The following is a 23,076-nucleotide window of genomic DNA, read 5'->3' as shown; positions in this document are numbered from 1 at the left end:
CGTGCCGATACCGAGCGGGTATCGTGGCCGCTCATGGAGTTGCGTACGCTGCGATACTTCGCGGCGGTCGTCGAAGAGCTTCACTTCGGCCGGGCCGCCGAGCGCCTGCACATGACCCAGCCGCCGCTCAGCCGCGCGATCAAGGCGCTGGAGAACGAGCTGGGCGTCGTCCTGCTCGAACGCTCGCCCGCCGGTGTCACCCCGACCGCCGCTGGAACGGCGCTCTACGAGGAGGCGCGCGAGATCGCCGAGCGGGTCGAACTGGCCCGCGCCCGGGTCGCCGCGGCGGCGGGGAGCGCGACCATCACCGTCGGCAGCCTTGCCGACAGCGTCGAGCAGACCGGGGTCCACCTCGCCGAGGCCTACCGCCGGCGGCATCCGGGAGTCGCCGTCCGCATCCGCGAGACCGACTTCACCGACCCGACCGCCGGACTCGCCGCCGGACTGGTCGACGTGGCCCTGACCAGGGCGCCGTTCACCACCACAGGCATCTCCACCCGCGTTCTGCGCTCCGACCCCGTCGGCGTGATCCTGCGCTCCGACGACCCGCTCGCAGGGTGCGAGTCCCTCGGCTTCGCCGAACTGGCCGACCGGCGCTGGTTCCGGTTCCCGGAGGGCACCGACCCGGTGTGGCGCGCCTACTGGACGGGCGCGCCCGACGACGTGAGACGCCGGGGAGGTCCGGTCGTGCGGACGGCCGGCGAGTGCCTGAGGTCGGTGCTGTGGAACGGCACGGTGGGTCTCGCGCCGCTCGGGCACGCCCTTCCCGACGGGCTCACGGCGGTCCGCCTGACCGACCTGCCCGCCAGCGACCTGGTCATCGCCTGGAGGAGCGCCGACCGCAGCTCGCTGGTCGAGGCGTTCGTGCGGATCGCGGTGGCGCTCCACCGCCGCGAGGACGTCGGCGGGTAGCGGCACCCGGGAGGGGGCGTGCAATGTGGACGCTCCCGTGCCGGACCGCCGCGCTCGTCGTGTGATCCCGGTTGGTTAGTCTGCCGGGATGCTGGGCGACGCTGACATGGACCGCAGGGTCCGCGAGATCTACACCCCCGAGCGGGCCGCGACCATCGAGTACTCACCCGACTTGGACGGCCTCGCCGACCCGGGCGAGGTCGTGTGGTCGTGGGTGCCCTTCGAGGAGGACCCGAGCCAGGGCAAGGACCGGCCGCTGCTGGTCGTCGGCCGCTACGGCCGCAGGCTCCTGGCGATGATGCTGTCCAGCCGGGGTCACGACGACCACCCGGACTGGCTCGCACTGGGCACCGGAACCTGGGACCGTGAGGCCCGCGACTCCTACCTGCGGCTGGACCGCGTCTTCGCGCTCGACGAGGACGACATCCGCAGGGAGGGCTCGGTGCTCGACCCGGAGCGGTTCGTGCGGGTCGCGGCCGAGCTGATCCGCCTGCACGGCTGGAACGCCGTACGGCCCCGCTGACACCGACGTGACGAGCCGCCCGGCGGGGTCTGCGCCGGGCGGCTTCTCCATGCCGGTCAGTCGGCCGGGGCGGCGTTCACCGCCAGGCGGGGCCGGTGCGCCGACGTCGCGAACGCAGACTGTCAGCGCCTCTCGAGAGCGGCCGGACAGTAGCCCCAAGTGACATCGCGTGGAGTTCTCTGCTCCCATGCAGTCAGCTGTTCGATGGTCGACAGCTCGGTGGCCTGGGAGTGGCCCATGCGCAGGTTTCCGGCCTTGTCCGGCCCGAGGGGCCAGCGGCGGTCTCCGACCAGCAGTTCGAGTTGTCCGCCCTGTCTGGTCCACAGCGCGGGGCCGCGGACGGCGCCGCGCGTGAACCGATGCCAAACATCAGGGTTGGCCAGCACCTTCATACGATTCGGCAGTGGCCACTGCGGTCTTCGTGAGACACGGCGGTCGTTCAGTTGGAGTTGATGCGGTGCGGGGTCGAATGTGTAGGTGGCTGTCTCGATCGCGTGACGCAGATACCGCGTCAGCTTGGCCAGTGCGGTCGTGCCGTCGAGGCGGGCGCCGATCTCCATGCCTGAACCCGCGATAAGACCGTGCCTGGCCTCGAAATTTGCGGAGAACAAGGCACCTCTGTTCTCGTCGGCGACGGCCGCTTTCGCGTGATTGAGATCGTCGGCGACGAGACGCACCCCGAGATCGTGGAAGGCGGTGGCGTCCCGGCGATGACGGTCTCTGTGGTTGTTGGCGCGCACCAGCATCGTGACCTCTACTCCTTGCGCGACCGCCTTCCCGATCCGTTCCAGAATCAGATCGGGGTTCGTGCTCATGCCGTCCAGTGTGTAAGAGGCCAGCAGGAGGGAGTTTTCCGCCGAGTCGATGATGTCGCGGATGGTGGCCAGGAGGCTCTCGTCTTCGGCATCGGTCCAGATGATCGCGGGTCGACCCGCTGTCGGCTCTGGCGCCGGAACGTCGAACGGAAGCGGGCACTGAAGACGGCTTTCCTTCAAGTTTTGAACGCTGTATGTGCTCGTGCTGGGGAGCCACCATTGGCACCCTGTCAGCCACATGCGTGCGAACAAGCGGGCGAGTCGGCCGACCTCAAGCGGCTCGGTGATGACGACGCCAGCCTCACCGACCTCGGTGAAGGCGCGTGTTTCGAGATTCGCGCTGCCAACCCAGGCGATGGCGTCGTCGGCCACGACGAATTTGGCATGGCAGTTCTCGTGCCCTCGCAGCGCGATGCCGCGCCGCGTGAGACTCATGAACCGCTTCTTCTCCTGCTCGACCTTCGCCGTGATCTGCGGGTCCTTCTCTTGCGCTTCCGCTAGGCGGGCAAGTCCCCGGCGCAGGCTGGCCTCACTGAGCTCACTGATGACATATACGCCGCCGTTCAAGCGATCCGCCGCTGCGATGAGCTCCCGGGACAGTTGCTCGTCGCCGAGGATGAAACTGGTGACGAATACCTTCTCCCGGGCGCCTCGGACAATGTCGAGTACTTGATCGCGCAAGGATTGTGGGGAATCCCGGAAGGTCGCACCGAAGCGCCACCTCCCGGTGTCTTCTTCGACGGCGAACGGTGCCTGCATGTTGGCTGTAGGTACGAAGAACCCTGTGGCCGACCGCAGGGCACCAAGGTCGACCACAGATGGTGTGGAGTGCTCATCCATAGGCGAAGTCCTCCGCTTCGCGAAGCACGTGCACGATCCAGAAATGACCAAGGGTCCATGCGCGCCGCCGGAGGACGGCTCGGTCGCCGGTGAACGACTTCGCAAGCTCGTACACCTCATCCGGCGCGCCCAGCAGCCTGTCCAGGAACTCATCAAGAGCGAAGAGCTCCTCGGCGGCGGGGTCCGAGGGCCGCAGGGCTATCGAACTGAGCAGACGGACATCCTCCTTCCTGATGTCGATGCACCTTGCCGCGGTGAGTGAGCCGAGCTCAGCGAGCCGGGAGGCTTCCCGGCCGTCGACCTGCACGCTCCAGCGGCCAAGATCGTGGTAGCGGAGCCTGGCCGAGTCGAACGTGCCTGCGCCAAGGGGCCGCAGGGAAGTAGGTTCCCGCTGGAGTTCGCGGTCAACTGAGGTCAACCATCGGATCAGTCCCGCCGGCGCTCCGACGTCGAGACGGGCGCTCGCGTTCTTCGCTGTCAGCTCCAGGATGACGTGCGGATGCTGCAAATCGTGTGGCACGGTGATCGAGCACTCGATGGTAGGGATGAGCGGAATCGTCGGATCGCCTTTGACCCCGGCCATAGCGTCCAGCGGCTCGTCGACTGAATCGTTCGCCGGTCCGGTCACGCCGGCGGGGAGGTTGAGCACTGAGCCGGCGCGGACGCGTTCGCGGAGAAGTTCGTGGCGGCTAAGGCCATGGAAGCGGTCAGGGAGCGGGACCCCGTTGCGTTGCGTACGGGGTATGGCTCGCTCGAAGTCCCCGAGACCGCCTTCGACGGCGATAAGGTCATCGGTGTATGGGAGAAACAGCAGGTCCGTGTTGATGTCACGTGTTCGGGGTGCTGTTCCATCGGCGAGGCCATCGGCGGCACCTGCGGAAGTCGTGATGATTCCATCGGTCAGTTCGACCATGTTGAGACTCCATAGGCGGCGCGCGAGTCCCCCGAACACGCGTTGAGGCAGCCCCGTGAACAGCTCGAAGTCCTCCTTGCCGAGACGGCCGAGCTTCATCGCAGCCTCGATCACGAAGCGGTCGAGGGGCGTGAGTTCGACTGGCTCGCTGGCGGCAAGGGGAACGTCGCGCCACCACAGGACGGGCATTCGGGCCCAGGGGGCATGGAGCGCGCCGGGATCGAGGAGATGGTGATCGGCGGAACGGAAGCTGGTCATGGAGCACCCGTGTCGAGTTCGTTGAGCAGCGAGCCCTTGCCGCTTTCAAGAAGACCGAAGAGGTTGTCGTAGTAGCGCTCGGCCGCCGGGATCTCGCGCAGACGACGGAGAGTCTCGGCATGTCCCACGAGCACCAGCGCCCGGCGAGCACGTGTCGAGGCCACATTGAGCCGGTTGATGTTCTGCAGCCACAGCGCCGTTCGTGGACGGAACTCTTTGTGGCGGGGAAGTCGGTAGGCCCGGCAGAAGGAGAGGATGACCAGGTCCGCTTCCTGCCCTTGGATGCGATCGACGCTGTCGATGACGCGGAATTCGAGGCGCGGATAGGCGCGGAGGTTCGGGCCACCGAGTTTTCGGCGGATCAGACGTGCTTGCGCGCCATAGAAGGCGAGGATGCTGACGGTGAGCGGGCGTGTCGCGTTGCGTTTGGTGAGTTCGCGGTTCCACGCTCGGCAGACTTCGACGACCAACTTCGCTTCGAGTTCGTTGTAACAGGTCGTACCGTCCTGTGTATGCCAGGGCTTGGGCTGCGCGGAGGTGTCCAGGAAGGTCAGCGGGTGGGGGAAGGTGACGCTGACCAGTGGCTGTGACTCGGGAGGAAGCAGTTTCGGTGTCTCGTACTTGCCCTGATAGACCGGCAGGCGGACGAGTTCGGCGAGTTCGCCGGGCATGCGCCTCTGTTGGATGAGCGCGCGGCACAGTTCCCGCGGTGCACGGGCGACGCAGAACTCGAAGAGGCTCACCACGAGGTGCTCTCGCATGGCTCGCAGGAGGGCCTGCTCAGGTGAGGTGTCGTGAGCGTTGATGTGGCGGAACTGCCGGGAGTAGATGGCGCGATGCGCCGCGACCCATTTACCGCCGTCGAGGAGCCGTTGCGCGGCGATCTCCACGCTGATGTCGCGGAACTGGTGCGCCTCGGCGTCGTCTTCACCGCGCCAGAGTTCGGAAAGGTGGTTCACGGCCTCCTTGAGGGCGAGGCCGGGTGTGCGTTCCGAGAAGTCCAGTGCGGCCATCGCGTGAAGGTGGTGCTCATCCGTCTGTTCCACGAAAGGTCTCAGCTGTCGTTCGTCACCCACGAGCACCCATCTCGCGGCCCGGCGTGCGGGGATGAGGAATTCGGCGCTGGTGACCTTGCTGGCCTCGTCGACGATCAGTGTGTCGTAGTCGAGTTCGCGAAAGGACGCGTCACCACCGAAACCTGCGGCGGTGCTGCAGACCAGGTTGACCGCGCCGACCAGCGCTGGCCCCATGACCTTTACGCCACTCTTCCGGTCGGCTTCTTCGTCCGTCCCTCGCATCTCCGCCAGTTCGAACCAGCGCTGCTGCACCTCTATTCGCGCGTGCAGTTGTCGTTCCTCGGCCTCTAGCCGGCGTAGAAACGTCCCGTGCTGTTCGGGGGACTTCCGCAACGGCGTCAAGCCGAGGTTCGCGAGCCTTTCGACTGCCGTTTCAAGGCTTGCACGCGCCGTGGTCTGTTCTTTCTCGGCGCGTTTGACCAGGGCGGTGTCTGTCGAGTGGTCGGCGGTGAGTCGGCGTAGGGTCGTTTCCTCGATTCCCAAGGCTCGGTGTTCGTCGTTCAGTGCCTGGCTGAGCCGCGAGTCCGCTCGCTGCAGCTGATCCCAGAGATTCCTGCTTCGACGACGTGCTCGAGCAAGGGCACCGAGTCCTAGTTTCGCGATCCCGCGAATCCAGCTGCCGGCGCTTCCTTCGACGGCAAGCAGATCACGAGCAGCGGTACCGTACTCGTGGTGGTATCGCTCGCGGTGGTCCGCGCAGGTCAAGACTGAAGCGCGCGCTTGCGCGACGTGCCGGTGCACGGCCTCATAGTCGCTTCGGCGCTGACGCTCGTTGCGGGCGAACTGTGATTCGGCGACTACGAGCATGGCCGCGCTCCTACGCCCGTCCGCTGCGGCCTCGGTCCAACTCGTCAGCGCCCCGCGCTCCAGCAGGATCCGTTCGAGGCGGCTTCGCCAGGTCGCCATCTGGCTGTTGTGAGGTGTCTGAAGACCGGTGGAGAGTTCGTGTGTGTACCCGTCTTCAGTGAGATGCCGCACCCGTTCGTCGACCAGATCCAAACGCCAACTGCGGCGGATCGGTAGCACGTCGGTCTCGTCCAGCAGGCGGGCAAGCACTTCATCGAGTGCCACATGCGTGGGAGCCGTGAGCAGCACGCGTTCTCCGCGTTTGACCAGGGCGGTGACGGCGGCGGCGATCACCTGCGTCTTCCCGGTGCCCGGTGGACCCTGGATCATGCACGCATAGGGCGCCGCGAGGATCGTCCGGACGGCTTCCTTCTGGCCGTCGTTGAGAGCAAGCTCCGTGGCCGGGATCGGCGGCGCTGTCACGGGCCGTGGAAGGCGGCCGGGCTCGCACAGCAGGGTGGCCAATGCCGCCCAGTTCCCGACGATGTTTCTCTCGTCAAGGAATTCCCGGACTGCGGTGTAGTGACGTTGGTATCGGAAATCCTTAGTCTGTGCGAGGACTACACGTGTGCCGACGGTGAATTCGCGTTGCGCACGAGCGGCGTCCCTAGGGTTGTCGGGCCATGTCACCATGGCGCCCTCGTCGAACAACTGGACAAGTTGCAGCCGGTGGGGTTTCGAGGAGGCACTACCTGTCAAGGCCAGGGACACTGTGTCGCCGCTCTCGGCTGCGAATGGGGCCGGAGCGTCGAGTTCGATGGTGAGCCCTCCGGTGAAGCTTTCGCCGCTGATGAGTCCGGGGTCGACGATCGTTCCCGAACGAGAGAGTTCAGCGCCGTGGGCCGCTCGCTGCGCACCGAGTTCGAGGAGGGCACGCAGGGAGCCGAAGCGTTTTCGAGCCGAAGCCCGCAGGTCCAGCTGCATTCGGGGGTGGAGCTGCAATTCTGGCAGTGCGTGCTCGGCCTCGGACGCGAGGCGGTGACGCTGGACCCCATCCGCGATGGTCGCCAAGTCGCAGGGTCCGGTGTCTTGTGGAGCATCGATGGTTACGAGGCCGGGAAGAAACGGGGCGTACGGGTCGACCGATCGCCTCTTGCCGCGAGTTACGGCCCTGTCGAGGACGGTGAGCGATCGCCGGCGATCTCTCGCCCAAGGTTCCGTGTGCAGGTAGACCTCAAGACGTCGGGTGGTCAGACGAAAGCGCGGATGCTCAGGATTATCCGAGTCGATCGAGGTGATGTCGAGTATGCCCGCCGCGATTTGGTCGCGTACTTCGCCTCGGTCCAACCGGGATCGCGCGAGACGCTTGTCGAGATCACCGAACGCCGTCAGACGCAGTCCGCTTGCGGATGGAGTGGGTACGTCATACCGAGCTTTCAGCTGGCGGCGGAGCTCATCGAGCCAGATGGCCGCCAGAACAATCCTGATCATTTACCCGAATCCTCGGCGCTGAGGAAGGCCAGCTCGGCTCGGATACCGTCGAGATCTTCGCCCGGGTACGTGAGTTGCCAGTATGCGCGCAGCACGCGCAGGGCTTTGCGGTTGAGATCTGCCGAGATCTTCGGCGACACCGATTCTTCACCATGGGCCAGAACTGACTGATTTCTGGCCTCGGCGAGTTTGCGAAGCTCCTGGAGATCAGTCGCGGTCGCAAGTTCTGCGGGGTCAGTGACCGCATCGCCTTGTGCTTGCAACAGTGCTGCCGCCGCGAAGACGCCGAGGTTCCTGGGAAGGGCACGGCCGGGCTTCGGGCCGTCAACGGCGTCACAGACGCTGCGGTAGGCCTGGCGCAATGCCGGTACATCGTTCGTCAAAAGATCATAAGAAGGTGCCTTCGGATCGAAGGTAGGGTTTTGAGCGGCCAGTCGCCCGACGAGGCAACGCTCGATCGTCCGATACGAGAAGAGCGCGGCGAAGTCGTGGCGGCCGACTTTTCGATAGTGATCGTCGAGCAGGTTGAACGAGAGTAGAAGCGCTCGCGGGTCACGATTGACGAGTTGCTCGAGAAACTCCAGTTGCGCCGCCAGGCGGGTCGCAGCGGAAGCCGGGAGCTGTCTCTGCATGGGGGAAAGGGTACGGCGCACGCCATCGATCGCATCGGGAAGAGAGACCAGATCCAGGTCGCACCAGGCCTGGTAGAGCCTGGACAGTGCGCCCCAGAACCTCGCCTCGATCGGCCGAGCCAGGCGCACCGCCAACTCGTCGAAGCGATTTCGTGCGGCTTCGTAGGCACCACCGTCGAAGGCATGATCGGCCGCGTTCATCTCCTGCTCGCCGAAGAGGGAGGTGGGATTGTCGAGCAGGAGCAACCGGTCGCGACCGGGAACCGCCTGGCGCAGCACGGGATCCCACTCCCCGTCCAAATAGCACAGACCGAGATCCAGTTGCCAGGCTGCGAGAGCCGCCGTCGCGCTCATGACCTTGCGACCGCCGGTTATGTCGATGTAGGACACCGCTCGCTCGTCTTCCCTCGCCAGGAGCTCAAGTTCGTCCTTGACTACGTGGTAGATGCTCAAAGGGTCGGTCGGCGTGCATCGACGCTGCACGAAGTCGGCCTGCTGGAGCCCGGTCGGTCCGATGACGTGTCGGGCGATGTCGTTGACACTGCCTCGAGCGTTCTCGGAGGGAATCACCACCAGTCGTCGCGGCTGCAGAACCTTGCAGACCACGATGGTGGGCCTCGGAGAGAAACCGGTGACGCTGATCAATAGATCCACACGCGAAGGAAGGCCGGGGCAGTCCATCCGGATGCGCTCGGCGCACTCGTCGACGAGGTGTTCAAGGTAGAAGCGAGTCGCCTGCTCGTATGCGATGCCTTCGCCGTATGTCTCGGAGCCGAGGGTGATGCTGCGCATGATCTCCATGCGTTGGTCGAACGTAAGTTCGGTCCCGTCGGCCACGTCGCCGACCACCCTCTCGGTCGAAGCAGAAGAGGGGTGCCAGCCGACCCCTCCTCTAGAAAACGGTCAAGAATGAGTTCAGTTCGGCTCGCGAAGAAGGATGATCAATGATTCCATCGCGCTCTCGATGCAAGGCCGGCGGCGGCGAAGAATGGAATGTACTTGCGATACGAGTGTTCGCGACCGTTAGTGTCGTTGATCTGACAAGGCCGGTGGCTCATGGTCGCCCATAGGCCTGCCGATGTCATATCCCCCATGCCCGACGTTTAGTCACATCATCCGATGGGGGAACGGCACCAGCCGCTGCGGCTGGTCCTTTCCCGTGCTGGTCCTGCGCGTTCACGTGACCGGCGGCGACCTCGGCCCGCCCGAGGACCCTGCGAACCAGTGGCAGTGAACCCCACCCGGCCGGGACGCGACCTTCCACGGACGGCGGCTCGACCGGCCGGTGAAGGAGCACGCGCTGCTGGAGGCCTACTGCCGGCGAGCCCGGTCTTTCCTGGGCACCGCAGTCCAGCATCGCCCTCGACCCCACCGCCTCAGTCGCGAACCAGCGCCGTCCTCCAACGGTCCGGGACGACGCCGTACTCGATCGCGGAGGCTCCGGTGAGCGCGGCCAGGTCGGCGATCTCGGCCGACACCGCCCGGCGGAGCGCGGCGGTCGCTTCGACGTCGGGTTCCAGGAACAGGCCCTCGATGACCAGCACGCCGCGCTTGCGGTCGTGCCTGGGGGCGAGGCGCCCGACGAGCCGGTCGCCGTGCAGGACCGGCATGAGGTAGTAGCCGTACTCGCGCTGGGCCTTCGGAACGTACATCTCGTTGCGGAACGCGAAACCCCACAGCCGCTCGGTGAGGCGCCGGTCGTTGATGAGGTTGTCGAAGGGCGACAGCAGGGCGGTCCGGCCCTCCCACTCTCCGGCGCGGATCGCGTCGAGCCCGGCGAGCGCCTCGGCGTGGACGTACCAGGTCTCCTTGGCGGCGGTGCCGTCCACGCGAACGGGGACGACGCGGCCCTGTTCGGTGAGCGAGCGCAGGATCGCCGGCAGCCCCACATAGTCGCCGCGCAGGAAGTACTGGCGGATGTCGAGCGGGCGGGCCGCGCCGAGCGCGCGGAGGGTGTGCTCGGTGGCCGCGGTGACCTTCTCGACGGGCGACATCGCGACCCGGTCGGTGCCGGTGGGCAGGCAGGCCTCGGGCAGTCCCCACAGGCGCTTGCCGCCGGCGCGGCCGGCGACCATGATCCGGCCCTGCCGCCACAGGTGGGCCAGCATGCGCTCGACGTTGCGGCCGGCCGTCCAGCCGGTGGACTCCCAGGACACATCGGCGCAGTCGTCGAAGGCGTCGGTGGGCAGTGCGACGCCCTCACCGAGGCGCTCGAGGACATGGCCGAGCAGGCGGCCGTTGGCCTCCACCCACGCTTTGATCGCGGTGAAGTTGGCGGGCGGGTGGGCGTCCATCGTCGCCCGGTGCAGCGGGTAGTCCTCGGTGAGCACGATCGCGGCGGCGTGGGCCCAGTACTCGAACAGCCACCGGTCCTCCCACCACAGCCGGCGCAGTCCCGCCCCGGCGGTGGGCCCGAGCCTGCTCCACACGACCAGGTCGTGGCTCGGCGCGACCACACTGATCGGGTCGAGCTGGAGGTAGCGCAGCGCGCGCAGCACCGTGCGCAGGCCCTCGTCGTCGGCGCGCGGACGGACCGCGGCGAGGTGCTGGCGCGAGATGGCCAGCCGCCTCGCCTCGACGCGGCTGATGGTGAGGACTCGCTCTGCGGTGGGAATCTCGGGCACCTCGTCTTCTGCTCCCGGAGCGAAAGGGCTCCGGTGGCGCAGAGTACCGGTGGGGGGTGACAGGACGCGACTCGAACATGGACTGAAGTTGATCTATGCCGCTGCGGGGACCGGGCGGACACGCACCGCTAGGATCCGCATGTGCCTGCCCCTCTTGTGACGGTCATCATCCCGGTCTTCGACGTCCGGCCCTGGCTCGCCGAATGCGTCGCCTCGGTGCGGCGCCAGACGATCGGGACGGACAACATCGAGGTCATCGCCGTCGACGACCGCTCCCGTGACGGCAGCTGGGAAGAACTCGAAAGACTCGCCGCCGACTTCCCCGAGCTTCGGGTCCACCGCCTTCCCGAGAACTCCGGCGGCCCCGGCGGCCCGCGCAACTTCGGTCTCGATCGCGCCAAGGGCACCTACGTCTTCTTCCTCGACGCCGACGACTACCTCGGCGACGAGGCCCTCGAACGCATGGTCGCCATGGCCGAGCGCGCGTCCTCGGACGTCCTGCTCGGCCGCATGGCCACGCCTCCCGGACACCGCGACCGCGCCCCGAAGTCGATGTTCGGTCGCTCGGCGGACAAGGTCGACCTGTACAAGTCGAACGTCTTCAACAGCCTCGGCCCGTGGAAGCTCTTCCGGCGCGAGATGATCGAGCGCCACGGCATCCGCTTCCCCGAAGGCGTCGCCCGCCGCGAGGACGGGCCCTTCACCAGCCGCTGCTACCTCAACGCCGAGGTCATCTCGATCCTCGCCGACTACGACTGCTACTACCTGCGCACGCGCCCCGACGGTTCCAACGCGACCTCCCAGCGGCCCGACTACCCGGCCCTCCACGCGGTCGCGGCCGACCTGGTCGCCATCGTCGCCGATCACGTCCCGCCGGGCCCGAAACGCGACCACCTCATGGCCCGGCACGTCCGCACCGCCGTGCTCACGCTCTTCTCCGCCTACTGGGCGCGCGAACTGACCCCCGCCGAGAAACGCGAGACCTTCGAGCTCGCCCGCGCGGTGCTCAAGGACTGCCTGACCGACGGCGTCCTCGCCAAACTCGACCCCCGCCGGCGTCTCATGTCCCACCTCATCGCCGAAGGGGAGTTCGAGGCCTTCCAGGAGGCTCTTCCCGACCTTCTGAAGACCGAGTCGCCGGCCGCGGTCGTCGACGGCGAGCGGGTCTACCGGCCGCTGAACTTTTTCCGCGACGAGACCCTGCGCGTCCCCGACTCGGTCTACGACCTGACCGACCGGCTGGCCGTCGAGCACCGCCTGACCTCGCTGGCGTGGAGCGAGCGCGGCCTGACCATCGGCTTCGAGGCCGTGCTGCCGGACCTGAGCGACCGGCCGCAGACCGTCTCCGTGATCGTGCGCGCCCGCGACGGCAAGACCGGGCACCACGTCGAGGCCACCCCTGCCGGTGGCGGCACCTCCTTCGAAGCCTTCGTGGACGTCTCGAAGGCCGCCGGGGGCAAGGCGCTCGCCGACGGGTTGTGGGACCTGTCCGTCTCGATCTCGGCCGAGGGGGTTCGGCGGGAGAGGCGCCTCGGCGCGCGGCGGGCCGAGTCGGTGGAGACCGCCGCCGACTCGCACGAGGTCCGGCGCCCGGGAGGGTCGGTCGTCGCCACGACCTTCTTCAGCAAGCACGGCAACCTGGGCCTCGATCTGGGCGAACGGGTCCACTCCAGCTATCCCTCACCGCGCCTGGTGAGCCTGCGCAGCACCACGACCAGCCTGCGCGTGGTGGCCGATTACCCGCCGCCTAAGGACGCCCGCCGCACTGAGGCGGCGATCGTGCTCGCCCGGGGCTCGGCGCGGCTGACGATGCCGACGGCCGTGACGGTCGAGTCCGGCGCCTTCCGGCTGACCGCGAGCCTGTCGCTGCCGATCCTGCGCGTGCGTCCGGGCGCGTGGGAGGTCCGTGCCGAGGTGCGGATCGGCGATCTGCGCCGCGAGGTCGCCGTCGTCAACCAGAAGGGCAGGCCGGTGCAGCTGCGGGTCCTGCCGCGTCTGACGAAGCTGCTGGCGAAGCTGCGCCGTTAGGTCCGTTCACACGCTCACCCCGGCCTCCTCGTGAACTGGCTTGCGCCCGCGCAGGGAGGTCGCCGCGAAGACCACCAGGCACAGCGCGCACAGTCCCGCCGGCACCCAGAAGATCCCCGGCAGGGACAGGCCGCCGACCGCCGCGGCGCCCACCAGTCCGCTGACGGGTCGCGCGGCGGTCTGCGCGCTGAAGAATGTCGCCGACGCCAGTCCGGCCCGCCCGGGGACGAGCCCCTGGGCGTAGCTGAGGCCGAGCCCGATGGTCGCGGCGAACAGCACGACCTGCAGCAGGCGGAACAGCCAGACCTGCCACATCTGCGTGCTGGAGGCCAGGACGGCGTAGGCCACGACGCCGATGGCGAGAGCGGCGACGATGACGCGTTCGATGCCGAAGCGGTCGGCCAGCGCGCCGACCAGCGGGAATACGACGACCTCGAGTCCGGCGATGGCGGCGATCAGCACGCCGAAGGCGACCGTGCTCTGGTGCAGGTACTCCACGACGTAGATGGGCAGGTAGACGTCGCGGAGCATGTCTCCGACGATGACCATGCTCAGCCCGCACGCGAACAGCGCCAGCGGGAGGATCCCGGTGCGCTTCGCGCCGTTCTCGCCGGTGTCCGTCGCGCGCGGACCCGCGCCCGGGCGGATTCGCGACGCGAGGACGACGACGAGGGCGTAGGCGGCCACGGCGATCCAGAACGCGGCGCGGATGCCCACGCTCGCGGCCAGCACGGTGCTCAGGACGGGTCCGAGCATGTAGCCGAAGGAGTAGCCGCCGCGCAGGGTCGTGTTGATCGTCGACGGCCGGGACTCTCCGCGCTCGCGCATGGTGTCGTTGAGGGCGGCGAAGATCTGCGCGTTGAGCGTTCCGAAGGGGGCCGACAGGAGCACCGCGTAGATGCCGATCGCGACCCAGAAGGAGGACGCGAAACCGAGGAGTGCCCAGCCGAGTCCCATGCATGAGGCGAAGACCAGCATCAGCGGCCGGCGCGAGCGAAGGCGGTCGCTGAGCCTGCCGACGGGAAGGTTGACGGCGACGCCGAGCAGCCCGGAGACGGTCAGGACACCGACCTCGGCGAGGCTCGCGCCGAGCTCCTGCGACAAGAACAGCGGCACCAGGGGCATCCCGGCCGAGCCGGCCGCGCCGGTGACGGTGAGCAGCAGCAGGTAGCGGCGATAGTCGGCGTCGCCGAACACGCGCCGCCGCAGAGTGGTGAGCATCGGACCTCCGGACACGAAGTCCGGAAAGCTACCAGATCAAGATCGCCGACGGCGAGTCAGGAATCCGCACAACGGATCCGGGAAGCTCTACTGTGGACGCATTCATCGACCCCGGAGGTGTCCCATGCGGCGATTCGACGACCGTGCCGTCCTCGTCACCGGCGCGGCGCGCGGCATCGGGCGAGCCGTCGCCCGCAGGCTCGCGGCCGAGGGAGCGGCCGTGACCGTTTCCGACATCGACCTCGCGGCCGCCGAGGCGACCGCCACCGAACTGACCGCCGAGGGCGCCAGGGCCGTCCCGGTCGCCTGCGACGTCACCGACCGGGAGAGCGTCGACGCCGCGGTGGCCGCCGCCATGGAGGCGCACGGCAGGCTCGACGTACTGGTGAACAACGTCGGCGTCGCGGGCCGGCCGAAGTTCGACGACCTCGACGAGGAGGAGTGGCACCGCCAGGTCGACCCGACGCTGCTCGGCGCCGTCCGCTGCGTCAAGGCCGCGCTCCCGCACCTGCTCGCCGCGCCGGCCGGCAACGTCGTCTCCATCGGCTCCATCAACGGCATCGCCGCCTTCGGCGCGGCCGCCTACTCCGCGGCCAAGGCCGGCTTGCAGAGCCTCACCCAGAACCTCGCCGTCGAATACTCCCCGCGCTCCCGCCTCGCCGCCGGCCTCGAAGGATCCATCCGCGTCAACCTGGTCGCGCCCGGCTCGATTCGCACCCGCGCGTGGAAGAAGCAGGACATCGACGACATCGGCACCCGCTACCCCATGGCCCGCGCGGGGCAACCCGAGGACATCGCCGCCGCCGTCGCCTTCCTCGCCTCCGAGGACGCCTCCTGGATCACCGGCCTCGTGCTCCCCGTCGACGGCGGCCTCCTCGCCGACGGACGCCTTCTCACCGACGTCTTCTTCCCCAGCTGAGCGGCGCTGTCACGTTTCTCGTCCCGGGCGCGTCTCCTTGGTGAACACCGCCCGAGGAACAGCGAGGAACACGCCATGGACAGCATCGAGCACCGGGTCGTCGTACTGGGAGCCGGATACGCGGGCCTGACCGCCGCCGCCCGTCTCGCCCGCCGGGTCGACACCGCACTGGTCGGCGTCACCCTCGTCAACGCACGCGACGAGTTCGTCCAGCGCCCACGCCTCCACCAGGTTGCCACCGGCCAGGAACTGGCGCCCCTGCCGCTCACCGGATTCCTCGCCGGGACGGCCGTCGACCTGGTCATCGGCACCGCCCACGACATCGACACCACCGCCCGGACGGTCACCGTCGATACCGCCGAGGGCCGTCGAGAGATCGCCTACGACACCCTCGTCTACGCCCTCGGCAGCCGCGTCGACACCACCTCGGTCCCCGGTATCGGCGAGCACGCCCACGTCCTCGAACCCTCGACCGCCGCCGCGCTCGCCGAGGCCACCACCGGCACCCTCGTCGTCTGCGGAGGCGGGCTCACCGGCATCGAGGCCGCCACGGAGTTCGCCGAGTCCCGGCCCGGCCTCACCGTCCGGCTCGTCTCCCGCGGGGAACCCGGCGCCCACCTCTCCCCGGCCGCGAAGGAGCACGTCGACGCGGCCTTCACCCGCCTCGGCGTCGACGTGGTCTCCGGCGCCGCCGTCACCGAGATCACCGAGCGGGCGCTCCTCCTCGACGACGGCACCACCGTCGACTTCGACGTGTGCGTATGGGCCGGCGGCTTCACCGTCCCCGAACTCGCCGCCGAGGCCGGCCTCACCGTCGACCGCGCCGGACGCGCGATCGTCGACGACCGCCTCCGCTCGGTATCCCACCCCGGGATCCACGTCATCGGGGACGCCGCCGCGCTCGCCGGGACATGGGGCGACAGCCTCGCCTACGGCTGCCGCTCCGGCGGCTTCCAAGGCCCCTACATCGCCGACGCCCTCGCCAAGGCCATCTCCGGCGGCCGGCCCGAGCCCTTCACCTTCCGCCACATCCACCAATGCGTGAGCCTGGGACGCAAGGACGCCGTCATCCAGTTCGTGCACGCCTCCGACGAGTCGCCGCGCAACGCCGTCCTGCGCGGCCGGGTCGCCGTCTGGTACAAGGATCTCGTACTCGGCTCGGCGGTGTTCATGTTCGGCGGTCCCGGTCCCGGTCCCTACCTTCCGCACCGCAGGGTTCGGCCGGCCGGCGCGATGGAGGAGGCGTGAGCAGGGTGAGCACGATGATCGACACGTTCGAGGAGAACCGGCCGGTGCTGCGCGCCGTGGCCTACCGGATGCTCGGCAGTTTCACCGACGCCGAGGACGTCGTGCAGGACGCCTGGCCCAAGTGGGACAAGGCCGGCGCCGAGACCGAGATCGTCAACCCGCGCGCCTTCCTGGTCACGATCGTGACCCGCCTGAGCCTCGACCGGCTGCGCAGCGCCGCGTCGCGGCACGAGGACTACACCGGCTCCTGGCTGCCCGAGCCGAGCACCGAGGAGGAGCCCGTCATCGCCGGCACCGGCGACCCGGGCGCCCTGGCCGCCCTGCGCGACTCGGTCTCGCTGGGGATGCTCGTCCTGCTGGAGTCCCTTTCGCCGCTCGAACGGGCCGCCTACGTCCTGCGCGAGGCCTTCGGTTTCAGCCACGGTGAGATCGGTGAGGCCCTCGACCGCAGCGAGGCCGGTGTCCGGCAGCTGGTGAAACGGGCCCGCGCCCACGTCGCCGAGCAGCGCCCCCGCTTCGTCAGCGACCGCGAGAAGCAGCGCGAGGTCACCGAGCGGTTCATGACCGCCAGCATCAACGGTGACCTCGCCACCCTCCTGGAAGTCCTCGCCCCCGACATCACGGTCGTCACCGACACCGGCGGCCGGGTCGCGGGAAACCTGCGGCCCATCAGCGGCAGCAGCCGGGTGGCGCGCGCGATGGCGAAGGCGAACGGCTTCGTCGAGGGAAACCTGACCGCCGCCCCCACCTGGATCAACGGCGAGCCCGGCGGCATCGTCTTCCTCGACGGCAAGCCCCACGCGACCTTCATCGCCGAACTCGACGCCGAGGGACGCATCACCCGCCTCCTCTGCGTCGCCAACCCTGACAAGCTCGGTCACATCCGCAGTGCCGGCGACGGGACGGCCTGAGCGGGCGGCGGGCGCGGCACCGGGCTCGACGTCGAGTGCCGCGCCCGCCTGCATCACACGGTGGTGAGCACGACCTTGCCCCTCGCGCGACCGGTGGCCACACGGTCGTGGGCCTTCTGCGCCTCTTCCAGGGGCAGCACGGTGTCGGTCTCGGCGCGCAGCTTCCCCGACCCCGCCAGGCGCGCGATGGTGCGCATGTCGGCGTGGTCGGGCTCGACGAGCATGAACCCGGCGGGGATCGCGCGCGCGGCGGCCTTGTCCACCAGATCGGGCGAGGCCGGCGGCAGCAGGTTCACCAGCACGCCGCCGTCCCGGAGCACGCTCAGGGACCGCTCGCCGTAGTCGCCTCCCATGGTGTCGACCACGACGTCGAGGCCTTCGAGGACATCGGCGAAGTCGGTGGCGGTGTAGTCGATCAGCTCGTCGGCGCCCAGCGAGCGGAGGAAGTCGTGCTTGGCGGCGCTGGCGGTCCCGATGACGTGGGCGCCGAGCTCCTTGGCGAGCTGGACCGCGACGTGGCCGACACCTCCGGCCGCCGCGTGGATCAGTACCCGCTGGCCGGGCTGGACCGACGCGATGTCGACCAGGGCCTGCCAGGCCGTCAGCGAGACCAGCGGCAGCGCGGCGGCGTGCACGTGATCCACGCCGGCCGGCTTGAGCGCCAGGTGGCGCGGGGGAGCGGTGACGTAGTCGGCGAAGGCGCGACCGGGGTGCGGGAAGCGGATCATGCCGAAGACCTCGTCGCCGGGCCGGTAGAGCCGGACGCCCGCGCCGACCGCCTCGACCACGCCCGACACGTCGTAGCCGGGCGTGGTGGCCGCCCCGCCGTCCATGCGCCGTCCGTTCTCGACGGTCTTGACGTCGGTCGGGTTCACGCTCGCCGCGTGCACCCGCACCAGCACTTCGACCGGACCCGGTTCCGGACGGTCCACCTCGCCCACGGCGAGTCCGTCCGGACCGGGCAGTACAGCGCGCATCGTCGCCATCTCTTTCCTCCTCGTCTCGGCACCCCGACGGTGCACGCCTCCAGCCTGCGATGAAGGCCGACCACCGGTAAACGGCCCGTGGGTCGACATCTGAAAGAATCGGGCCATGGTCATCGCGCACAAGGTCGCCGTCCTCGCCCTGCCCGCCGTCATCCCCTTCGAACTCGGGATCCCCTCGCGCATCCTCGGCACCGCCCTCGGCCCCGGCGACCGCGCCCTCTACGAGACGGTCACGTGCACCCTCGACGGCGGACCGGTACGCAGCGCGGCGGACTTCGCCATCACGCCCGACCACGGCCCCGAGGCACTGGAGACCGCCGACACGGTGATCATCCCGCCGGCCCACGACGACACCGACCCCGTCTACGACAGCGGCGTCCTGCGGCCCGAAGTCGCCGCCGGACTCGCCCGCATCCGGCCCGGCACCCGCGTCGTGTCCATCTGCGTCGCCTCATACGTCCTGGCCGCCGCCGGACTCCTCGACGGCCGCCCCGCGACCACCCACTGGCACCACGCCGGCCACTTCCAGGCGCTGTTCCCGAAGGTCCGGGTCGACGCCGACGTCCTGTTCGTCGACGACGGGGACATCCTCACCTCGGCCGGCGTCGCCTCGGGCGTCGACGTGTGCCTTCACCTCGTCCGCCGCGACCACGGCAGCGAGATCGCCAACCAGGTCGCCCGGCGCTGCGTCGTTCCGCCCTGGCGCGACGGCGGCCAGGCCCAGTACATCGAACGGCCGGTGCCCGACCCCGCCGAGCGCGGCACCGCCGCCACCCGCGCCTGGGCCATCGAACGTCTCGACCGGCCGCTCACCCTGGAGATCCTCGCCGGGCACGCCCGCATGAGCCGCCGCACCTTCACCCGCCGCTTCCGCGACGAGACCGGCCAGAGCCCCGCCCGCTGGCTCACCGCCCAGCGCCTTGACGCCGCCCGCCACCTGCTCGAACGCTCCGACCTCGCCGTCGACCAGATCGCCGTGCGCACCGGCTTCGGCACCGGAACCTCGCTGCGCCAGCACATGCGCGCCGCCCTCGGAGTCGCCCCCGGCACCTACCGGCGCACCTTCCGCGGCGATTTCGCTGTCAGCGCATGAAGTCGAAGGGCACACCGGCCGAGGCGTTCGTACCCTAGGGGAATGCCGAGCCTGACTCACGACGAAGCCGTCGCGCGCGCCGCGCTGCTCGACGTCGACTCCTACGAGATCGACCTCGACCTCACCGGGAAAGACCCCGCGGCCGGTTACCCCTCCACCACCGTCGTCCGTTTCGCCTGCAAAGAGCCCGGCGCCGCGACGTTCGCCGAGCTGCGCGCGATGGCGGTCCGCGACGTCAAGCTCAACGGCCGCACGATCGAGATCTCCTCCATCGAGGACAACCGGATTCCCCTCGAAGACCTGCTGCCCACCAACACCCTCACCGTCCAGGCCACCATGGCCTACTCCACCACCGGCGAGGGCCTGCACCGATTCACCGACCCCGAGGACGGCGAGGTCTACCTCTACGCCATGGCGGGGCTCGACAACGCCCAGCGCATCTTCGCCTGCTTCGACCAGCCCGACCTCAAGGCGCCGATCACCCTCCGCGTCGACGCACCCGCCGAGTGGACCGTCTGGGCCAACGGCGAGGGCGAACGCCTCCCCACCGGCGAGGTCGCCTTCCACCCGACCAAGCCCATCTCCACTTACCTCATGACCGTCGTCGCCGGCCCCTACCACGTCGTCCACGCCGAGCACGACGGAATCCCGCTCGGCCTGCTGTCCCGCCGCGCGCTCGCCCCGCAGCTCGACGAGCAGGCCGAGGAGCTCTTCGGCATCACGCGGGCCTGCTTCGACTGGTACCACGAGCGCTTCGGCATCCGGTACCCCTTCGGGAACTACTTCCAGGCCTTCGTCCCCGAGTTCAACTGGGGAGCCGTAGAGAACCCCGGCTGCGTCAACTTCACCGACGAGCTGCTCTTCCGGGGCGCGGTGACGCCCAACCAGCGGCAGGACCGGGCCGTCGTCGTCGCCCACGAGATGGCGCACATGTGGTTCGGCGACCTGGTCACCCTGCGCTGGTGGGACGACATCTGGCTCAACGAGTCCTTCGCCGAGTACATGGGCTGGCGCGTGGCCGCCGAGGCGACCGAGTACAGCGGCGCGTGGACCGGTTTCGCCGTCGGGCGCAAGGGCTGGGGCTACGCCGCCGACCAGCGCCCCTCCACCCACCCCGTCGCGCCCGACGAGGTCACCGACACCGCCAGCGCGCTGTCGAACTTCGACGGGATCTCCTACGCCAAGGGTGCCGGGGTCCTCAAGCAGCTGGTCGTCCGGCTCGGCGACGAGGCCTTCCTGGCCGGCCTGCGGGACTACTTCAAGGCCCACTCCTTCGGCAACGCAGCCCTCGCCGACCTGCTCGCCGCCCTGTCGGCCTCCAGCGGCCAGGACCTCGGCCCCTGGTCGCAGGCGTGGCTGCGCCACCCGCAGGTCAACACCCTGCGCCCCCGCACGGTCATCGAGAACGGTGAGTACCGCAAGGTCGCGATCGTGCAGACCGCCCCCGACGAGTACCCGACGCTGCGCCCGCACCGGCTCGGCGCCGCCGTGTACCGGCTCGAAGGCGACCGCGTCGTCGCCACCCGCACGGTCGTCGACGTCGAACCCGGCGACGGCGAGACGCCGGTCCCGGAGTTCACCGGCGAACCCGCCGGGCTGGTCCTGCTCAACGACGGCGACCGCACCTGGGCCAAGATCCGCTTCGACGAGTACGGCAAGGCGCTCCTGCCCGAGATCCTGCCCGTCCTCGACGACAGCCTCGCCCGCGCGCTGGTCTGGTCGGCGATCACCGACGCCACCCGCGACGCCGAACTCCCCGCCCGCGACGCGCTCGCGCTCGTGGCGGCCGGCCTGCCGACCGAGACCGAGGTCGGCGTGTTCGAGGACCTCGCCCGTTTCATCACCGGCTCGCTCACCACGCGTTTCCTGGCGCCCGAGGCCCGCGCCGAGGCCGAGTCGGTGCTCGTCGACGCCTGCCGTAAGGCCATGGCGGCCGGTGAACCGGGCGGGGGCCGGCAGCTGGCCGCCGCGCGCCTGCTGATCGCCTGCACCGGCGACGCCGGCCTCCTTGAGGAATGGCTCGCCGGGAAGGACGTCCCCGAGGGCCTCGCGCTCGACACCGACCTGCGCTGGGCCGTGGTCTACCGCCTGGTCGTCCTCGGCCACGCCGACGACGCGCGCATCGCCGCCGAGGCGGGCCGCGATCCCAGCGCGCAGGGCGCCGAATGGGCCGCCCGGATCCGGGCCGCCCGGCCGACGGCGGAGGCCAAGGCCGAGGCCTGGCGCCTGCTGACCGAGGGCGAGGTCTCCGGGCGCATCGCGGCCGCGACCGCCGAGGGCTTCTGGCACGCCGAGCAGGCCGAGGTGTGCGCGCCCTACGTCGAGCGCTTCCTCGCCGACGCTTCGGTGATCTTCGGCCGGCTGACCCCGCAGGTCGCCGGTCCGGTCATCCGCGCGGCCTTCCCCGCCTACGCCGTCGATGAACCGACGGTCGGCGCCGCCGTGCGGCTCCTGGCCGACGAGACGCTCGCGCCCGTGCTCCGCCGCACCCTCGCCGACGCCGCCGACGAGCTGCGCCGGGCCGTGGCGGTACGCGCGATCGGCTGAACGAAGTCCCCCTGATCCGCTCTTTGCTCACGCGACGGCCGTGGATTCGGATTGAATGCGTGGTAACGAGAAGGTCGGGGGGACCTTTGCCGTACGACTACGACGCGCTCAATCGCTACGCGCGGCCGCAGTGGTTGCGCTGGCTCCCCCTGCCCGTGCTCATCGCCGCGGCGATGCTGGAGCACCTGAGCCCCGTCAGCGTCGGCCTGACCTTCCTCGTCGGCGCGTCACCGCTGCTCGCCGCCGTGGCGTGCGGTCCGGTCGTCACGGCCGTCTACGGCGTCGCCTCGGTCGCGGTCGCCGCCTGGCTGTTCGACCACGACAGCGATGTGGGCGGGATCGGCCTGTCGGGGCACAACGAACTGCTGGTGGTCGTCGGCGTCGCCCTCGTCGGTGTCCTGGCGGCCGCCGCGCGGGCCCGCTACGACCGGCGGCTCAACCGTGTCGGCGGCATCGCCGCGGCGGTGCAGCTGGCGGTCCTGCCGCGCCTCCAGGGCCGCGTCGGGGACATCGAGTGCGCCGCCCTGTACCGCTCGGCGCAGCGCGACGCGATCGTCGGCGGTGACCTCTTCGACGTGCGGGAGTCGCCCTACGGCGTACGCGCCATCATCGGCGACGTCAAGGGCCACGGCCTCGACGCGGTGTCCAACATGGCCGCGCTGCTGGGCGCCTTCCACGAGGCCGTCTTGGACGTCGCAGGGCTCGAACAGGTCGCCGAGCGCCTCGAACGCCGTCTGGCCGTCGACAACGCCGACCGCGACACCGAGCAGTTCGCCACGGCGCTCCTGATCGGTTTCCCGCCCGGCGGCGGGGTCGAACTGGTCGTCTGCGGCCACATCCCGCCCTACGTCCTCTCCGGCGGGGGCGTGCGGCGCGTCCGGGCCGTCGCGGCGCCGCCCCTCGGGCTCGGCGAGCTCGTGCCCGTCCGGCCGAGCGTCCTCCGTCTCGACATCAATCCCGGCGACGTCCTGTTCGCCTGTACCGACGGTGCGCTGGAGGCGCGCGACGCCAACGGGCGGTTCTACCCGCTGGAATGGCGCCTCGCCGAGCTGATGACCGGCAAGGCGCCACCCTTGGCGCGCCTCACACGCGGGGTGTGGGAGGACCTGCGCCGCTTCGCTCCCGAGATCAACGACGACGTGGCGCTGCTCGCCCTGCGCCGGGCCGACGGGGACGGCGACGGGGAGAACGGCGACGCCGTGCACCTGGTCTACCGGGGTGAGGGCAACGACAACGAGAAAGGCCGGTAGCGG

General features: G+C 69.5%; 16 protein-coding genes. 9 read left to right on the top strand and 7 right to left on the bottom strand.

Annotation, left to right across the window (positions count from 1 at the left end):
• Positions 1-33: 33 nt before the first annotated feature.
• Together AB0I28_RS19415 and AB0I28_RS19410 are read left to right on the top strand one after the other, a co-directional pair.
• A complete protein-coding gene (locus tag AB0I28_RS19415) occupies positions 34-912 on the top strand; it encodes a LysR family transcriptional regulator (protein WP_357495047.1) in 879 nt (292 codons plus the stop codon).
• Between the two features lie 88 nt (positions 913-1,000).
• A complete protein-coding gene (locus tag AB0I28_RS19410) occupies positions 1,001-1,435 on the top strand; it encodes a type II toxin-antitoxin system PemK/MazF family toxin (protein WP_357495045.1) in 435 nt (144 codons plus the stop codon).
• Positions 1,436-1,557: 122 nt separating this feature from the next.
• On the opposite strand, the gene AB0I28_RS19405 is transcribed toward AB0I28_RS19410, so the two are convergent.
• From AB0I28_RS19405 to AB0I28_RS19385, 5 genes are all read right to left on the bottom strand, one after another.
• Positions 1,558-3,090, bottom strand: a complete 1,533-nt coding sequence (locus tag AB0I28_RS19405) for a phospholipase D-like domain-containing protein (RefSeq protein WP_357495043.1) — start codon at positions 3,088-3,090, stop codon at positions 1,558-1,560.
• On the bottom strand, positions 3,083-4,261 hold the full coding sequence (locus tag AB0I28_RS19400) for a hypothetical protein (RefSeq protein WP_357495041.1): 1,179 nt from the start codon (positions 4,259-4,261) through the stop codon (positions 3,083-3,085). The genes AB0I28_RS19405 and AB0I28_RS19400 overlap by 8 nt, the downstream gene beginning before the upstream one ends.
• The gene (locus AB0I28_RS19395) at positions 4,258-7,614 is read right to left on the bottom strand and encodes an AAA domain-containing protein (protein WP_357495039.1); all 3,357 of its coding nucleotides are present in this window, start codon (positions 7,612-7,614) and stop codon (positions 4,258-4,260) included. The genes AB0I28_RS19400 and AB0I28_RS19395 overlap by 4 nt, the downstream gene beginning before the upstream one ends.
• The gene (locus AB0I28_RS19390) at positions 7,611-9,083 is read right to left on the bottom strand and encodes a hypothetical protein (protein ID WP_357495037.1); all 1,473 of its coding nucleotides are present in this window, start codon (positions 9,081-9,083) and stop codon (positions 7,611-7,613) included. Before AB0I28_RS19390 ends, AB0I28_RS19395 begins: the two co-directional genes overlap by 4 nt.
• Positions 9,084-9,622: 539 nt before the next feature.
• Entirely contained in the window at positions 9,623-10,870 is a 1,248-nt protein-coding gene (locus tag AB0I28_RS19385; RefSeq protein ID WP_357495035.1) for a crosslink repair DNA glycosylase YcaQ family protein, read from the bottom strand.
• Between the two features lie 141 nt (positions 10,871-11,011).
• Here AB0I28_RS19385 and AB0I28_RS19380 point away from each other — a divergent pair, with 141 nt between their 5' ends.
• A complete protein-coding gene (locus AB0I28_RS19380; RefSeq protein WP_357495033.1) occupies positions 11,012-12,898 on the top strand; it encodes a glycosyltransferase family 2 protein in 1,887 nt (628 codons plus the stop codon).
• Positions 12,899-12,904: 6 nt separating this feature from the next.
• On the opposite strand, the gene AB0I28_RS19375 is transcribed toward AB0I28_RS19380, so the two are convergent.
• On the bottom strand, positions 12,905-14,119 hold the full coding sequence (locus AB0I28_RS19375; RefSeq protein WP_357495031.1) for an MFS transporter: 1,215 nt from the start codon (positions 14,117-14,119) through the stop codon (positions 12,905-12,907).
• A gap of 124 nt (positions 14,120-14,243) precedes the next feature.
• Between AB0I28_RS19375 and AB0I28_RS19370 the strand changes: the two genes are divergently transcribed.
• The 3 genes from AB0I28_RS19370 (at position 14,244) to sigJ (ending at position 17,197) form a co-directional block, all read left to right on the top strand.
• Positions 14,244-15,038, top strand: coding sequence for an SDR family NAD(P)-dependent oxidoreductase (locus AB0I28_RS19370; protein ID WP_357495029.1), 795 nt, complete (start codon positions 14,244-14,246; stop codon positions 15,036-15,038).
• Between the two features lie 75 nt (positions 15,039-15,113).
• Positions 15,114-16,286 carry an FAD-dependent oxidoreductase gene (locus AB0I28_RS19365; RefSeq protein ID WP_357495027.1) on the top strand — a complete coding sequence of 391 codons (1,173 nt, stop codon included), beginning with the start codon at positions 15,114-15,116 and terminating at the stop codon, positions 16,284-16,286.
• Entirely contained in the window at positions 16,283-17,197 is a 915-nt protein-coding gene (sigJ, locus tag AB0I28_RS19360) for an RNA polymerase sigma factor SigJ (RefSeq protein WP_357495025.1), read from the top strand. Before AB0I28_RS19365 ends, sigJ begins: the two co-directional genes overlap by 4 nt.
• Positions 17,198-17,250: 53 nt before the next feature.
• Here the strand turns inward: sigJ and AB0I28_RS19355 are convergent, their stop codons facing one another.
• Positions 17,251-18,183 carry an NADP-dependent oxidoreductase gene (locus AB0I28_RS19355; protein WP_357495022.1) on the bottom strand — a complete coding sequence of 311 codons (933 nt, stop codon included), beginning with the start codon at positions 18,181-18,183 and terminating at the stop codon, positions 17,251-17,253.
• 106 nt (positions 18,184-18,289) lie between these two features.
• Here AB0I28_RS19355 and AB0I28_RS19350 point away from each other — a divergent pair, with 106 nt between their 5' ends.
• The 3 genes from AB0I28_RS19350 (at position 18,290) to AB0I28_RS19340 (ending at position 23,073) form a co-directional block, all read left to right on the top strand.
• Complete coding sequence (locus AB0I28_RS19350; RefSeq protein WP_357495020.1) at positions 18,290-19,276, top strand: helix-turn-helix domain-containing protein; 987 nt, start codon at positions 18,290-18,292, stop codon at positions 19,274-19,276.
• 42 nt (positions 19,277-19,318) lie between these two features.
• The gene (gene pepN / locus AB0I28_RS19345) at positions 19,319-21,823 is read left to right on the top strand and encodes an aminopeptidase N (RefSeq protein ID WP_357495018.1); all 2,505 of its coding nucleotides are present in this window, start codon (positions 19,319-19,321) and stop codon (positions 21,821-21,823) included.
• Between the two features lie 86 nt (positions 21,824-21,909).
• Positions 21,910-23,073, top strand: coding sequence for a PP2C family protein-serine/threonine phosphatase (locus AB0I28_RS19340; RefSeq protein WP_357495016.1), 1,164 nt, complete (start codon positions 21,910-21,912; stop codon positions 23,071-23,073).
• Positions 23,074-23,076: the final 3 nt, after the last annotated feature.

Source organism: Phytomonospora sp. NPDC050363 (assembly GCF_040655735.1).
Classification (GTDB): Bacteria; Actinomycetota; Actinomycetes; order Mycobacteriales; family Micromonosporaceae; genus Phytomonospora.
The sequence above is the reverse complement of the archived record's forward strand: the minus strand, read 5'-3'. Positions and strand labels throughout refer to the sequence as shown.